At 70.8% G+C, this 15,210-nt stretch carries 13 protein-coding genes; 3 read left to right on the forward strand and 10 right to left on the reverse strand.

Annotated features, from left to right (window positions below; all coding sequences use genetic code 11):
• Positions 1–12 precede the first annotated feature (12 nt).
• From HNR01_RS06120 to HNR01_RS06130, 3 genes are read right to left on the reverse strand one after another with little or no spacing between them, the layout of a single operon-like run.
• The gene (locus HNR01_RS06120; protein ID WP_183667119.1) at positions 13–1,371 is read right to left on the reverse strand and encodes an ATP-binding protein; all 1,359 of its coding nucleotides are present in this window, start codon (positions 1,369–1,371) and stop codon (positions 13–15) included.
• Complete coding sequence (locus tag HNR01_RS06125) at positions 1,368–2,042, reverse strand: response regulator transcription factor (RefSeq protein ID WP_017484055.1); 675 nt, start codon at positions 2,040–2,042, stop codon at positions 1,368–1,370. Before HNR01_RS06125 ends, HNR01_RS06120 begins: the two co-directional genes overlap by 4 nt.
• 24 nt (positions 2,043–2,066) lie before the next feature.
• On the reverse strand, positions 2,067–2,384 hold the full coding sequence (locus tag HNR01_RS06130) for a PepSY domain-containing protein (RefSeq protein WP_017484054.1): 318 nt from the start codon (positions 2,382–2,384) through the stop codon (positions 2,067–2,069).
• Positions 2,385–2,532: 148 nt separating this feature from the next.
• Between HNR01_RS06130 and HNR01_RS06135 the strand changes: the two genes are divergently transcribed.
• The gene (locus HNR01_RS06135) at positions 2,533–3,159 is read left to right on the forward strand and encodes a thermonuclease family protein (RefSeq protein WP_183667120.1); all 627 of its coding nucleotides are present in this window, start codon (positions 2,533–2,535) and stop codon (positions 3,157–3,159) included.
• On the opposite strand, the gene HNR01_RS06140 is transcribed toward HNR01_RS06135, so the two are convergent.
• The 6 genes from HNR01_RS06140 to HNR01_RS06165 form a co-directional block, all read right to left on the reverse strand.
• Entirely contained in the window at positions 3,143–3,457 is a 315-nt protein-coding gene (locus tag HNR01_RS06140) for a hypothetical protein (protein WP_183667121.1), read from the reverse strand. The genes HNR01_RS06135 and HNR01_RS06140 overlap by 17 nt on opposite strands.
• The gene (locus HNR01_RS06145; protein WP_017484051.1) at positions 3,457–3,807 is read right to left on the reverse strand and encodes a DUF3325 domain-containing protein; all 351 of its coding nucleotides are present in this window, start codon (positions 3,805–3,807) and stop codon (positions 3,457–3,459) included. The genes HNR01_RS06140 and HNR01_RS06145 overlap by 1 nt, the downstream gene beginning before the upstream one ends.
• 7 nt (positions 3,808–3,814) lie before the next feature.
• The gene (locus tag HNR01_RS06150; protein ID WP_183667122.1) at positions 3,815–5,428 is read right to left on the reverse strand and encodes a PepSY-associated TM helix domain-containing protein; all 1,614 of its coding nucleotides are present in this window, start codon (positions 5,426–5,428) and stop codon (positions 3,815–3,817) included.
• Entirely contained in the window at positions 5,425–5,727 is a 303-nt protein-coding gene (locus tag HNR01_RS06155; RefSeq protein WP_183667123.1) for an iron transporter, read from the reverse strand. The genes HNR01_RS06150 and HNR01_RS06155 overlap by 4 nt, the downstream gene beginning before the upstream one ends.
• Before the next feature lie 10 nt (positions 5,728–5,737).
• On the reverse strand, positions 5,738–8,080 hold the full coding sequence (locus HNR01_RS06160) for a TonB-dependent siderophore receptor (protein WP_183667124.1): 2,343 nt from the start codon (positions 8,078–8,080) through the stop codon (positions 5,738–5,740).
• Between the two features lie 378 nt (positions 8,081–8,458).
• Positions 8,459–8,728, reverse strand: a complete 270-nt coding sequence (locus tag HNR01_RS06165) for a hypothetical protein (RefSeq protein WP_017484047.1) — start codon at positions 8,726–8,728, stop codon at positions 8,459–8,461.
• 554 nt (positions 8,729–9,282) lie between these two features.
• Between HNR01_RS06165 and HNR01_RS06170 the strand changes: the two genes are divergently transcribed.
• On the forward strand, positions 9,283–9,474 hold the full coding sequence (locus HNR01_RS06170; RefSeq protein ID WP_183667125.1) for a hypothetical protein: 192 nt from the start codon (positions 9,283–9,285) through the stop codon (positions 9,472–9,474).
• Between the two features lie 37 nt (positions 9,475–9,511).
• Here HNR01_RS06170 and HNR01_RS06175 read toward each other — a convergent pair whose 3' ends face one another.
• Positions 9,512–10,183 carry a class I SAM-dependent methyltransferase gene (locus HNR01_RS06175; protein WP_183667126.1) on the reverse strand — a complete coding sequence of 224 codons (672 nt, stop codon included), beginning with the start codon at positions 10,181–10,183 and terminating at the stop codon, positions 9,512–9,514.
• Between the two features lie 267 nt (positions 10,184–10,450).
• Between HNR01_RS06175 and HNR01_RS06180 the strand changes: the two genes are divergently transcribed.
• The gene (locus HNR01_RS06180) at positions 10,451–15,175 is read left to right on the forward strand and encodes a malectin domain-containing carbohydrate-binding protein (protein WP_183667193.1); all 4,725 of its coding nucleotides are present in this window, start codon (positions 10,451–10,453) and stop codon (positions 15,173–15,175) included.
• Positions 15,176–15,210 lie beyond the last annotated feature (35 nt).

Genomic DNA, 15,210 nt, shown 5'->3' on the forward strand with positions numbered 1-15,210 from the left:
CCGGCGCTGATCTCAGGCGGCCGGTACGGGCCAGCACAGCTCCACCTTCAGCCCGCCGAGTTCGGAGCGGCTGAGGCGCAACCGCGCGCCGACTCCCTCGGCGAGGTCGCGGGCGATGGCGATGCCGAAGCCGGTGCCCGGCCGGGTCTCGTCCCAGCGTCGGCCGCGGGCGATGCCGGCGATCGCCGCCTCGCTCATGCCGGGGCCGTCATCCTCCAGCACGAGGCCGGCCTCTCCGCCCTCCGCGCGCGCCGAGACGCGGATGCGGCGGTGGGCCCATTTGCGGGCGTTGTCGAGGAGGTTGCCCAGAATCTCGGTGAGGTCGCCCTCGTCCCCGGGGAAGGCGAGGCCGTCGGACACGGCGATCTCCCAGCGCAGGGCCTCGCCCTCGGGCAGGCGCTTGAGGGCGCCGGCGATCTTCGCGACCGCCGGGGCGACCGGGCAGGCCTTCCGCCGCAGGCCGCCCGAGGCCGCCCGCGCCCGGGCGAGCGTGCGCTCGACCTGCCGGGCCATGGCGTGGGCCTGCTCGGCGATCTCCGCGGCGAGCGCCGGATGGCCGCCCTCCGTGCGGCGGGCCAGCGCGTCGAGCACCGCGAGCGGGGTCTTGAGGCCGTGGGCCATGTCGCCGGCCCCCGTGCGGGCCCGCTCCAGGTCGCGCTCCTGGGCGTCGAGCAGGCGGTTGAGGTCGGCCACCAGCGGGCGCACTTCCTCCGGAAAAGTCTCAGGGAGCCGCGTCCGCGTCCCGGCATGAATCGCGGCGAGATCCGCCCGCAATGTCCGGAACGGTGCCAGGGCCCGCCGCACGAACAGCGACATGGCGAGCGTCAGAGCCGCGAACAGGGCGCCGAGCGAGGGCACCAGCAGGCGCAGGAAGGTGGACCGGCTCTGAGCGAGGTCGCGCCGGTCCTCGGCCACCGTGACGGCGAGCGCCACCGGGCCGGTCCTGTCGGGAATCGTGACCCGGCGGGTGACGGCGATGAGCCGTCCGCCATCCGGTCCGGCAAGGTCGCCGACCGCCGGCTCCTGCGCGGCGTTGGGCACCGTGCCGAGGCTCCTGTCCCAGAGCGAGCGCGAGCGCAGGGCGGCGCCGCCCGCGCCCTCGACTGGCCGATCGATCTGCCAGTAGAGGCCGCCATAGGGGGTCGAGAAGCGCGAATCCGGCGGTTCGCGCGGCAGGGTCGGGGCGCCGTCCGGCGCCAGGGCGACCTGCCCCGCGATCAGCTTGGCGGTGCGGTCGAGCCCATCGGCGGTGCGGGCGTCGAGCACCCGGTCGAAGATCAGCGTCAGCCCGATCCCGGCGAGCGCCAGCGCCAGGGCGATCAGCCCGGCGGCGGCGAGCCCGAGCCGCAGGCGCAGCGAGCCGCTCCTCACGGGTCCCCGGCCGAATCGGCCGGCACGAGGTAGCCGTGGCCGCGGCGGGTCTCGATGATGCCGGGGCCGAGCTTGCGCCGCAGCCGGGTCAGCAACGCCTCCAGGGCGTTGGCCTCGCGGTCGCTGTCGCTGCCGTGGAGATGGTCGAGCAATTCGCCCGCCGCCACGACCTGCCCCTGGCGGTGGAGCAGGAAGGCGAGCAGGCGGTATTCGAGCGCGGTGAGGTCGGTCTCGCGGCCCGCCACCGAGACCGCGCGGGTGCGGGTGTCGAGTTCGACCGCGCCCGCCCGCAGCACCGGGGAGGCGTGGCCGGCGGTGCGGCGCAGGATGGCGCGCAGCCGCGCCACCAGTTCCTCCATCCGGAACGGCTTGACGAGGTAGTCGTCGGCGCCCGCGTCGATCCCCTCGACCCGCTCGCGCCAGCCGTCGCGCGCGGTGAGGATCAGCACCGGGAGCGCCACGTCGGCTCCGCGCAGGCGGCGCAGCACGCCCAGCCCGTCGAGCCGGGGCAGGCCGAGATCGAGCACCATCGCGTCGTAGGTCTCGGTCTCGGCCCGGAACCACGCCGCCTCGCCGTCGCCGACGATCTCGGCGACGTAGCCGGCCCGCTCCAGGCCCTCGCGGATGTCGGCCGCGATGCGCGGCTCGTCCTCTACGACGAGGATGCGCACGTCGTCCCCCGGATGGCACCGGCTTCAGTCATCGTCGTCCACGTCCAGAAGCTTGAGGGAGCTGGCATCGATCTTCACGTCGCGCCGCCGGCCGTCGGTGCCGAGGATGCGCAGCTTGTAGAGCCAGCGCCCGTCGTCGTGCTTGAGGTCGAGCGCCACCACGTCGCCCGGCACGGCGGCGCGGGCGGCGGCGAGCACCGCGTCGAGGGGGCGGATCTCGCCCCGCTCCAGGGCGCGCCGCGCCCGCTCGCCGTCGCTGTCGGCCCGTGCCGGGACGGCCGCCAGCGCCGGGGCGAGGGCGACGAGGGTGACGAGGAGTGGGCGGAGCAGGGGACGGAGCATGGCGCGGGCCGGGTGTGCCCGCCGCCGCCTGACACGAGGCTGACAGGCGGCGTCAGGCCCGCGCGCCATCGGGTTTGCGAGAAGGCGGCATCGACGGCGCGGCCCCGGCGGGCGCGCCCTCCCCACTCTCTCCGTGAGACCCGTTCCGATGTCGCTCACCGCCACCATCCTGCTGATCTACGCCGCCTGCCTCGTCGGCACCATCGCCAGCCCGGCCCGATCCAACGGGGATCGCCCCCCGGAGGAGCCCGGTGCCCGGCGCCTGCTGGGGGCGCTCCTCGTCCCGGCCCTGGCTCTGCTGGCCGGATCTCAGACGCTCCCGGCCCGGGCGGCCGAGATGGCGCCCCAGGCCGTGAGCGGCCCCGCCACCGTGATCGACGGGAGCACGCTCGAGATCGGCGGCCGGCGTCTGCGGCTCTACGGCATCGACGCGCCCGATCTCGACCAGACCTGTTCCGACGGACATGAGCGCGACTATTCCTGCGGCCGCGGTGCCGCCGAGGCCCTGGCGGCGCGGATCGGCGGGGAGAGCGTCACCTGCGCGCCGCGCGGCGCGGATCCGGACGGCACCGCCCGCGCCCTGTGCCGGCGCGACGGCGACGACCTCGCCGCCTGGATGGTCGCCAACGGCTACGCCATCGCCGACCGGAGCGCCTCGGCCGCCTACGAGGCGCAGGACCGCCGCGCCTGGGGCCGCCGGGTCGGGCTGTGGTCGGGCGTGTTCGAGATCCCCGCCGAGCGGCGCCGGATGCGCCGCCTCAGCGCGGCTCTGTAAGGCGGGCGTCCCGCCGGGAGAGGCCGCCCGCGAAGTCGCGCAGGGCCGCCGCGACCAGGGCGGCGACCTGCGCTTCCGTCTTCGGCGCGCGGATCACGAGGCTCGCCATCACCTCCGGATGGACCCGCCGCTGCTTCGGCGTGCGGGCGTGATTCGAGAGCCGCAGCCGCTCCGGACCCTCCCCGCGGGCGAAGTAGAGGCTGTCGCCGCGCGCATTGCGGGCGGTCTCGCGGAAACCCTGCGCGGCGAGCAGGCGGCCCGCATGGGCGAGCGCCTGAAGCGGCGGGAGCGGGCGCATCAGGCCGAGACGGCCAGGATCGAGAGGGGAAGCGCCGCCGCGACGAGGGCGGCGAGCGCGGCGGGGGCGACGTAGCGCGGCCGGTAGGACAGGAGCAGCACCAGTCCGAGCGCCGCCCCGGTGAGTGCGCCGATCCACTGCACGGGACCGAAGGCCCAGCCCTCCCACAGCCCGGCGACGAAGAGGGAGAGGGTGATCGCCGCCCAGCCGAATGCGCGCAGGCGCAGAACCGCCGCCCGCTCCGCCTTGCGGTCGAACACCTCCGCATGGTGCCGGTTCAGGCTGAGGCACAGGGCGGCGAGGGCGGCGAAGCTCAAGCCGAGATTCGCGGCGAGGACGAGGGGCGTCATGCGTGGGTCATGCGTGGGTCGGCTCCGGGCGCCGCGCGGGCGGGCGAGCGGGAGAGGCGGCGGGCGCCGTGACGGGTGCCGGCTTCGCGCCCCGCGCGCGATCCCGCTTGGGCGCCTCGTAGCGCAGCATCTTGCGGGCGGCGAGGGCGAACAGGGCCGCCAGCAGCAGCATCGCCGCGTCGAACCACGCGAAGAGCGGGTCGCCGCCGCCGAGCCGCAGCGGATGGTCCGGGATCGTCAGGAGGTCGGCCGCGACCACCGCGAGACAGAGCACCGACACGGCGGCCAGTCCCTCGCACCAGGCCCGGCGCTGCGGGCGGGCGAGCGGCACCAGGGCCGCGACGATCCATGCGCCGAAGAAGGCGCGGATCTCCCATTGCTCGCGGCCGGCGAGATCGAGGGGCAGGAGGCGGTTGGCGAGGAAATAGACCGCCACCGCCGCCGGCAGGCCGGCGATGCTGCCGACGTTGAGCGCCTGGACCAGACGAAGGCCGAGGAAGGGCCGCTCCCCCGCCTTCGGCAGACGCGCCAGCGACCAGAGCACGACGCCCGTCGCGACCATGGCGCAGCCCATCAAGCCGCACAGGAAGAACAGGAGCCGCAGCAGGAGGCCGGCGAAGTGGCCCTCGTGCAGGCCGGTCATCACCGTGAAGGTCTTGGCCGCGGGCTTGAGGCCGCCGTCGCGGACCTCCAGAATCTCGCCGCTCACCCCGTCGAAGGCGATCTGCGGATGTTCGTGCGAGAGGCCGTGCGGCTCCTCGAACACCGCCACCACGGTGGCGTTGGCATCGCCCGGATTGACGATCATGAGCCGCTCCAGCGGCTCGGGCCGGGACGCGAGCGCCCGCTCCACCATCGGCCCGACCGGGGCCAGGGCGGCGGGCCGGTTCGCGGGCGGACGCGGTGTGGTGATCCAGCTCGCCTCGCTGAAGAAGGCCTGCGCGTTGCCCTTGTAGGCGGCGGTGACGCCCCACGGCATGTAGAAGGTCGCGAGCGTGACGATCCCGGTATAGGTGATCATCAGGTGGAACGGCAGCGCCAGCACGCCGGTGACGTTGTGGGCGTCGAGCCAGCTGCGCCGGGGCGCCTTGTCGCGGCGGAAGGTGAAGAAGTCGGCGAAAATCCGCTTGTGGGTGACGATGCCGGAGATCAGCGCCACCAGCATGATCATCGCGCACAGGCCGACGACCCAGCGCCCCCAGAGCGGCGGCATGTGCAGCTCGAAATGGAAGCGGTAGAGGAAGTCGCCGCCCTGCGTGTCGCGCACGGCGGCCTCGGCCCCGGTCCGCGGATCGAGCAGGACATGGCCCGGAGGCTCGCCGGGCCGCGTGCGCCAGAACAGGTCGAGCACCGGCTTGTCCGCCTGCGGCAGACCGATGAACCACGTCCTCGCCTTGGCGGCGTGCTGGCCGAGATGGGCCACCGCGCGCTCGGCCGTCGCGCCGAGGGCGGCGGCGTCCACCGGCTCGACCTGCGTGAATTCGGGGCGCATCCAGCGGGAGATGTCCGGCCGGTAGTAGCTCGCGGTGCCGGTGACGAAGATCGCGAACAGCACCCAGCCGACGATCAGGCCGGACCAAGTGTGCAGCCACGCCATCGACTGGCGGAAGCTCGCCTTCATGGCCTGGATCCTCCCATCGCCAGCCAGAGCAGGGCGCCGAGCACGAGGGCCGTGCCGCCGACCGTGAGGAGCGCCCGAAGAAGCGTGCGCGTCGAGAAGACGAGCACGACGATGCCCGCCATCACGGCGAAGCTGAGGAGCGTCGCCGTCGCCACCGCCTCGGAGCGCGCCATCGGCAGGGTCAGCGACAGGAGCGCGGTGGCGAGCGCCGCGACGCCGTAGCCGCCGCCCGCCGCCAGCACGACCCGGCCGGCCACGGAGGCCCGCTCACGCACCGTCGTTCTGCCCTGTGCCGCCATGCGAGGCCTCCTACCAGCGGTAGCGCAGGGTTGCATAGACGGTGCGCGGAAGCCCGTAATAGCAGCCCGAATAGGAGAAGCAGCCGGTCACGTAGCGCTCGTCGAGTAGGTTCTGGGCGTTGAGCTGGACCTGGAAGCCCTGGAGCGTCGCGTCGAGATATTTCAGGTCGTAGCTCGCCACCGCGTCCACGAGCACGCTCTCCGGCACCTTGAAGGTGTTGGCCGGATCACCCCAGGAGGGGCCGAGATAGCGCACGCCGCCGCCGACCTGGAGGCCGAGGAGCGGCCCGTCGGTGAAGCGGTAGTCGGCGAAGAGCGAGGCGGTGGAATCGGGCACCAGCACCGGGCTGCGGCCGACGAGGGGCACCGGCTGGCCGGTGAGGTCGTTGGTGGTGTTGGTGATGTCGCGGGTGTTCTTGATGTCGAGGATCGAGAAGCCGCCGATCAGGGTCAGGTTCTCGTTGATGTTGGCCCGCGCCTCGAACTCGATGCCCTGCACGCCGACTTCGCCGGTCTGCACCACGAAGCCCTGGTTGTTCGGGTCCGGCTGCGTCGCGTTGGAGCGGCGGATGTCGAAGGCGGCGGCGGTCAGCAGGATGTCGGTGCCGGGCGGCTGGTACTTGATGCCGGCCTCGTACTGGTTGCTGGAGACCGGGTCCGGGATGCGCCCGACCGTCCCGAAGGTCGTGTCGAAGATGCGGCCCGTGGCGATCGGCTCGAACGCCTCGCTGTAGGAAACGTACGGCGCGATCCCGTTGTCGAACAGGTAGAGGAGGCTCGCCCGCCCCGTGAAGGCATCCGCCGGGACGTTCTGGATCGCCAGGGCGCCGGTGGCGAGCGTGCGCGTCGGGCCGCTCTGCCGGGCGACGTCGTAGCGCCCGCCGAGCGTCAGCACGAGCCGGTCGAACTTGATCTGGTCCTGGAAGTAGACGCCGGTCTGCTCGGCGGTGATTGTCGCGTCCGAGGTGAAGGCCGGGAACGCGATGTTCATGTCGTAGTTCGGATTGAGCGCGTTCAGGCCCGGCGCCGGGTTGAACGGCCCGGCCAGCGTGCGGGTACGGAACGTGCGGTGATCGACGCCCAGCAGCGCCGTGTGCGCCACCGGGCCGGTGTCGAAATTCGCTACGAAATTATTGTCGATCGTCCAGGCATCGATGCCGACCTGGGTACCGCCCACCGAGCGCGGGATGACCGGGCCGCTGGCGAAGGGACCGTTCTGCGTGTTGAAGGCGCTGTAGACGCTGCGGTAGTCGCCCTCGGTGCGCAGGTAGCGGCCGGCGGAGTGGAAGCGCAGGTTCTCGTTGAGGCGGTGGTCGAACAGGTAGCTGATCGAGGCCTGGGTGCGGTCGGAGCGCTCGATGCCTCGGTCGCCGTCGTAGAAATCGACCGGCAGGCGCCCGAACACGCCGTTGCCGAAGTTGCGGGCAAACACCGTGCCGACCGCCGGGAAGCCGCCGTAGAAGCCGGAGAACGGGTCGCGCTGGTACTGGCCGATGATCGTGAGCTGCGTGTCGGCGTCGGGCCGCCAGGTCAGGCTCGGATTGATGAAGAAGCGCTCGACCTGCGTCGTCACCGCCGGCCCGTCGCCCTTCCAGCCCAGGCCCACCACCCGGTAGGCGAACTGGTCGGCCACGCCGCCGCTGCCGTCGCCGACCGGGCCGCCGACGTCGAAGCCGCCGCGCACCTCGCTGAAGCCGCCGCCCTGGACGAAGATCTCGTTGTGGCGGACGAACTGGGGCACCTTGGAGACGAGGTTGACGATGCCGCCGGGGCCCGACTGCCCGTAGAGCACCGAGGCCGGTCCCTTGATGATGTCGACCCGCTCCAGCCGATAGGGATCGATGGTGGGGGAGGCGTCGCGGCTGCCGGGCAGCGGCAGGCCGTCGAGGAAGATCGGGGCGGTGAAGCCGCGGATGTAGAACTGCTCCAGGCGGGTCGAGCCGGCGCCGCCGCGCTGCTCCGTGGTGACGCTCGGGGTGTAGCGCAGCGCCTGGTTGATGGTGAGCGCGTTCTGGTCCTCGATCTGCTTGCGGCCGACGACGGAGATCGACTGCGCCGTCTCCAGGATCGGCGTGTCGGTCTTGGTGGCGACGGTGCTGCGGCTGGCGACGTAGCCCGGAACCGCGCCGAGGGCGCCGCCGGGACCGTAGAGCGCGCCGCCGAGCGTGGCGCCGCGGCCCTGGCCGGTCACGCTCAGTTCGGACAGTTCGATGGCGCCGGCAGCATCCTGCGCGAGGCCCGGTGCGGAGAGGCCGCAGAGGGCCGTTCCCGAAAGGACCGTCGAGGCCAGCAAGCGTGAAATCCAGCCCGCACGCGGAGACAGCCGAGCGGAAACGCCACGATCTTCGAACATCTTCTTCCGGAACGCTTTTAGCTTAGGTTATAAAACCCAAGAGGACACGACGAACTGCGTGTCGCGTATGGCAAAGGCGGAATGATGTATGCAAGATCTATGTTTTATAACTGTTATAAATACAGATACTTGGATCGATGATCTGAGTTGCGTGCAACCATTCTACTTGCACGATATTTTTGCAACCTGATGCGGTAACGCATCAGCCGGACCCGGCTTCCGAGCGAAAGGCGGCGTGACGAGGCTGCCCGAAGAGGGCGGGAACCGCACGGACGGGCAGGCCGGGCGGCGGCGCAGGATCCGAGGGCTCCGGGGGACGCCGCGCGTGACGCGGCCTCGGTCCTCGACCGTTCGCGGGAGCGGGGTTCCGGCGGGATCCTACAATCCCGGCCCGCTCAGAACCTGACGGTGGTCGACCGGGTCCCAGATGCCCTCGAAGACCGGAGCGGGCCCCTTCGGCCGCTCGCGGACCGGCATCATCGCGGCCGGAGCGATCGCCTGCTCCAGAGCGGGCGCGACGAGCAGCACGGTCACCGCCGTCCCGACGGCGCACAGCGTCGCGATCATCCAGCGCGGCATCTCCCAGCTGTGGAGGAGCACGGTCCCGGCTGCGAGGAGGGCGAGGGAGCCGACGAGCTTGGGCAACACCGGACAACCTCCTCGAACGGCACGGACTGAACCATGTGGACTCAACGACACGGGCCGGATGGGACGGACCGAACGATGCGGGGCCGCCGGTGCGAGCGGGATGCCAGCGCATTCTGTGCCGGATCGGGACATTCGGGCCGCGCACAGCTCGAATTCCGGTTGGGCGGCGCTCCCGATCGGCGCTCCACGGGACGCTGCTGCCGAGGGTAACTTGCGAAATAGTGATCAATTCGCCGGTGGATCGAACGATATTTCATGTTAGGCAGGCGCAAAGGCTCCGCGATCCCGAACGACCGGGAGCCGATCCCATGCGCCGAGAGAGGCCCAACTGATGTCGAGCATGCTGTCCGTGATCGCTCTCCTTCTTGCCCCGGTGGGGACTCTGGCCGTCGGCACCTGGGCGTTCGGCCGCCGTCGCCCCACGCCCTGATCGCCCGCTGCTGCAGGATCCGGGCGGGCGGCGCTCCGGCGCGGTGCCCTGCTGATTTCCGACACAATGCGGCATCACCGATCAGGCATCGTGGCGCGACTGCCGGCGAAGGGAGACCTTGCGCATGACGATCCTGATTCGGTCCACGCGTGACCTGGCATCCCGTGCGCGCCGGCTCATCCGTTTCCTGCCGAAGGTGGTCCCTCTGGCGCTGATCTCGATGATCGGCCTGTCGGCCGGCCGGGCCCCGAGCGCCGATCTCGACGGCGACGGCGACGAGGCGGCCCGCTCGATCGTCTACCGCCACTACATCTGAGCCTCCCGTCCTCCGTCCCGGAGAGCGGCCGAGGCGGTCAGGCATAGGCGACCCAGCCGCGGAACGCGAAGCCCGCGTAGAACAGGCTGACTCCGCCAAATCCGGCCTGCCGCAGCAGCGCCTCGTCTTCCTCCGGCGCGAGGATCGGCAGCCTCTGTGCGAGACCGGCCCGCGCGTTCCGCGCCTGCGCCGGCTCGATGCCCGAGGCGACGGCGAAGGCGGCATACCGCGAGAGCCACAGATCGAGACCGCCGTCGTCCTTCGGAATGCTGAAATGGGCGGCGACGAAGGGCGCTCCCGGCTTCAGGCGGCGCCGGATCTCTCGAAGCGTGCGCAGGCGCTCCCCCGACTCGATGAAGTGCAGCGTCAGGATGCAGCTCGCGGCATCGAACGGACCCTCCGGCGCGACGTCGATGAGCCCCCGGTGCAGGCGCGTGCGGGCCGAGAGATCCCCGAGGGTCCGTTGCGCGAGGCCCAGCATCTCGGCCGAGGGATCGACGCCGTCGAAGGACCAGTGCGGCTGTGCCTCGGCGAACGCCTTGAGTTCGAGGCCGCCCCCGGCGCCGAGCACGAGCACCCGCGCCTCGTCCGGAGCCCGTTCGGCGAGGAGGATCGTCGCCATGCGCTGCAGGCCGGCGAAGCCGGGCACCATCCGAGGAGGGCCATCGGCGTAGCGGGCGACGGCTTGCGGATCGGAAAACGGGTCCATCGCGGCGGGCTAGCATCACACGCGCGCTCTGAGAACGTCCTGACCGTCCGCACCGGAGATTTGCTTGCGGGCGCGGGAGGGCCGAGCGCGTCCTCGACGCCGCGTGCCGGCGTGTCCCGATCGGAAGGGCCCGTTTGCCGAGCGGATCTCCCCTTCGGCGGAGGCTGCGCTAGTCCGGAAGAGCGCCGCGGAATACCGCTGCGCGCATGAAGCCCGGATCGGGCGCGGATACGGTCGGCCCCGAGTTCGATGCGGGGGTTGAAGACCATGGCCGACGTGACGTTTTCTCAGTCGACACTTGCCGGTTACTCCGGACTGGCCTCCGCCCTGCAGTGGGGTCCGGACGGGCGCCTCTACGTCGCCGAGCGCTTCGGCAGCATCAAGGCCCTCACGGTCGCCCAGAACGGCAACGGCTACGTCGTCACCGCCACGGAAACGATCGACCTCATCCTGAACCTGCCCAACCACAACGACGACGGCACGCTGAACGCGAGCCTGAAGGAGCGGCAGGTCACCGGCATCCTCGCCACCGGAACGGCCGCCAACCCCGTCCTCTACGTCACGTCGAGCGACCCGCGCATCGGCGCCGGCAACGGCGGCGAGGACACGAATCTCGATACCAACTCCTCGATCATCTCCCGTCTCACCTTCGATTCCGCCAGCCAATCGTGGAAGAAGGTCGATCTCGTGCGCGGCCTGCCCCGCTCGGAGGAGAACCACTCCGCCAACGGCATGGCGATCTCGCCCGACGGCAAGACGCTCTACGTGGCGGTGGGCGGCAACACCAATGCCGGCGCGCCCTCCAACAACTTCGCCGGCCTGCCGGAATTCGCCTATTCGGCAGCGGTCCTGAAGGTCGATCTCACGGCGCTCGACGCCATGTCGATCAAGGATCCGAACGGGCTCAATCCTTACGTCTACGATCTGCCGACCCTCGACGATCCCAACCGGCCCAACAACGGCACCCCCGGCAACGAGAACCCGGACGGATCGGACGTCAGCGGCCCGTTCGGCGGGCGCGACGGCCTCAACATGGCCAAGATCACCGCCGGCAGCCCGGTCCAAGTCTACTCGCCCGGCTACCGCAACGCCTACGACGTGCTGCTGACCTCCGACGGCAAGATGTTCACCTACGACAACGGCGCCAATAACGGCTGGGGCGGACGCCCATCGGATGCCAGCGGCAACGTCGTCACGAACCAGAACCAGATCCCGCTCAACACGCCCGATCTCGACGGCGGCACCAAGCGGCTGAACTACGACCAACTCCACGAGATCACGGGACAGGGCTATTACGGCGGCCATCCCAACCTCGTGCGGGCGGTGGGCGGCCAGGCCGGCTGGCTGCTGACGCCGGGCACCGGCGTCACCGGGGCGACCTTCCTGCCGCAGGGCAGCGCCGGCCTGCCCGCCGATTTCAACTCGGTGATTCCCGCCGGCACCGCCGATCCGCGCCAGAGCGTGTTCTTCGAGGGCGGCATCAGTGACGGGGCGCTCGATACCGGCCAGGGCTCGCTCAACGGCTTGGCCGAGTACACCGCCTCGACCACCTGGACCACGGCGAATGGCGGCACCACGAGCATCAAGGGCGCGATCCTCGTCACCGATCTCGCCGGCTACCTCCACATCATCCCGCGCAACGCTTCGGGCGGGGTCGACACCACCGTCGGTGCCGCCGGCCAGATCGTCGCGGCGGGCAAGCAGGTCGTGCCGATGGGCGGCGGCGCCCCGCTCGGCATCGACGCGGTGGGCGACGGCAAGCCGTTCGCCGGCACCGTCTGGGTCACGACGCTGGCCGACGGCAACATCAAGGTGCTGACGCCGGGGCCGACCAACCCGCAGAATCTCGACCTCGACGGTGACGGCATCAACAACACGCTCGACCCCTTCGCCCTCGATCCCGACAACGGCACCGCCGGAACCGACGTGATCTCGGGCGGCGAGACGATCGTGTTCAACTTCGAATCCGGCGCGATCCCCGGCACCTTCGGCGGCAGCGGCCTCACCGGCGCGATGATCAACGGGCTCGACCCGTTCCTCGACGGCGGCCTCTACACCTCGTCCAACATCATCGCGGGCGGTGCGGGCGGCGTGATCCAGCTCAAGAACGTGCAGGAGGGCGACTTCACGGAGGGCAACAACACCCTCAAGGACGCGCTCCAGGCCGGCGTCACCTTCGACGACACCGTGGCCACCGCCAACGTCACCATGACCATGGCGAACTGGATCCCGAACGCCACCAGCGACGGCGGCTTCCCCTCGGCGGGCCTGCAGATCGGCACGGGCGATCAGGACAACTTCATCAAGCTGGTGCTGGGCGGCCGCGGCGAGAGCGCGGGCGGCAAGTACACCAGCGCGATCTTCGAGACCTCGATGGAGAATCTCGGCGTCGCGCAGACCGCTTCGGTCACCAACAACGCGCTTCTCAGCGCGACGAATGCGAGCTGGGTGCAGCTGCGCCTCGCGGTCAATCTCGAGACCAACACGGTCACGCCCTACTGGCGCTTCGGCACCGGCGCGGTCTCCTCCGCGACGGATGCGAACAGCGCGTTCACCGCCGGGGCCAGCATGAGCGTGCCGAGCGGCAGCGCGCTCCTGAAGGCGATCCAGGGCGACTACACCGTCGGCGGCAAGGCCAGCGGCATGGCGGTCGGGCTGATGGCCACCTCCAACGACGGCGCACCGTTCACGGCGGATTTCGACGGGATCACCATCACGACGACGGCGAAATCGGGCACGACGAACCCGGTGGTCGCGGCGATCAATGCCGGCGGCGGGGCGCTGACCCAGGACGGGATCGGCTTCTCGGCCGACCAGTACTTCACCGGCGGCGCCACCTTCATCGACGGCACCGGCGGCAACGGCCTGCAATCGGCCTTCACCAACACCGTCTACCAGACCGAGCGCTACGGCAATTTCAGCTACGCGATCCCCGTGGCCAGCACGACCCAGGCCTACACGGTCGAACTGCGCTTCGGCGAGCTGTGGTGGAGCAATCCGGGCCAACGGGTGTTCGACGTCTCGCTGGAGGGCCAGACCGTCCTCAACGACCTCGACATCGTCGCTCAGACCGGCAGCTTCAACACGCCCTACACCTACGTCTCGGGTCCGATCACCGCGGGCGCCAACGGGACGCTCGACCTCCAGTTCCTCAACGGCATCGACAACGCCAAGCTCAGCGGCATCGTCGTGCGGCAGGCGAACGGGGGCGGGGGCACCGACGCGACGAAGCCGACGGTCGGCCCCTTCACCGTCCAGGCACCCGTGGCGGGCGATGCCAGCGCCAGCGTGACGGTGGTCTACAACGATGCGTCCGGCATCAACCTCGCCAGCATCACCGCGGCCGACATCGCGGTGAGCGGGCCCGGCGCGGTCGGCGCGATCACGCTGCAATCCAAGACGAGCACCAGCGCCACCTCGGCCACCGCCACCTACATCGTCGCCGCCCCCACCGGCGGCTGGACCAACGGCCAGTACACCGCCACCGTCAAGGCCGGGGAAGTGGCGGATGCCAGCCCCGCGGCCAACACCAACCTTGCGGCCTCGCAGCTCTTCTCGGTCCAGACCAGCAGCGCGGGCGGGATCGTGGCGGCGATCAATGCCGGCGGCGGGGCGCTGATCCAGGACGGGATCAGCTTCTCGGCCGACCAGTACTTCACCGGCGGCGCCACCTTCATCGACGGCACCGGCGGCAACGGCCTGCAATCGGCCTTCACCAACACCGTCTACCAGACCGAGCGCTACGGCAATTTCAGCTACGCGATCCCCGTGGCCAGCACGACCCAGGCCTATACGGTCGAACTGCGCTTCGGCGAGCTGTGGTGGAGCAATCCGGGCCAGCGGGTGTTCGACGTCTCGCTGGAGGGCCAGACCGTCCTCAACGACCTCGACATCGTCGCTCAGACCGGCAGCTTCAACACGCCCTACACCTACGTCTCGGGTCCGATCACCGCGGGCGCCAACGGGACGCTCGACCTCCAGTTCCTCAACGGCATCGACAACGCCAAGCTCAGCGGCATCGTCGTGCGGCAGGCGACGGGCAGCACCGACACGACCGGCCCGAGCATCGGCTCCTTCACCGTCGCCGGGCCCGCCTCCGGCACCGGGAATGCGAGCGTGACGGTGGTCTACAACGATGCGTCCGGCATCAATCTCAACAGCATCGCCGCGGCCGATCTCGCGGTGACGGGGGCGGGCGCGGTCGGCGCGATCAGCCTGCAATCGAAGGTCGCGACCAGCGCCACCTCGGCCACCGCCACCTATCTGGTCGCGGCGCCGAACGGCGGCTGGGCCGACGGGTCGTACACCGCCACCGTCAAGGCCGGGGAAGTGGCGGATGCGAGCCCCGCGGCCAACACCAACGCCGCCGCCTCGCACGCCTTCACCATCGACGTGACGCCCGGCGGCGATACCCTCGTCCTGGCCATCAATTCCGGCGGGAGCGCCTTTACCCGCGCCGACGGGACCCTGTTCGAGGCCGACACGGCGGCGGCCCCGCACCGCTACTATGTCGCCGGCCAGGACGGGAACGCGACCTTTTCCGACGTCGATCCGATCGCGGGAACCACGGATGACGCGCTCTACCAGAACCAGCGCTTCGGCTGGGCGAGCGCTTCGACCACCGATGCCGATGACGGGCGCTTCGGCTACGCCGTCAAGAATGCGGACGGCAGCGCGCTGGCGTCCGGCTCCTACAAGGTCGTCCTGCACTTCGCCGAGATCTACAACCAGCCCGACGATCCGGGCGGACTCAGCGGAGCGGGCCAGCGCCAGTTCAACATCGGCATCGAGGGCACCACGGTCGCCAATTACGACATCTGGGCCGCGGCCGCCGGGGGCGCCACGGCGACGACCCTGACGCGGACGGTCTCGGTCACGGACGGAACGCTCAACCTCGCCTTCTGGCAGGGGACGACGGAGAACCCGACCGTGGCGGCGGTCGAGGTGTGGAAGATCGACCCCGGCTCGGCTCAGGGCGGTCTGCTGGTCTAAACTCTCAACCCGTTTTCGGCTTCACTGCCGGCGGC

It is taken from the genome of Methylorubrum rhodesianum, from assembly GCF_014199985.1.
GTDB classification, from domain to species: Bacteria; Pseudomonadota; Alphaproteobacteria; order Rhizobiales; family Beijerinckiaceae; genus Methylobacterium; species Methylobacterium rhodesianum.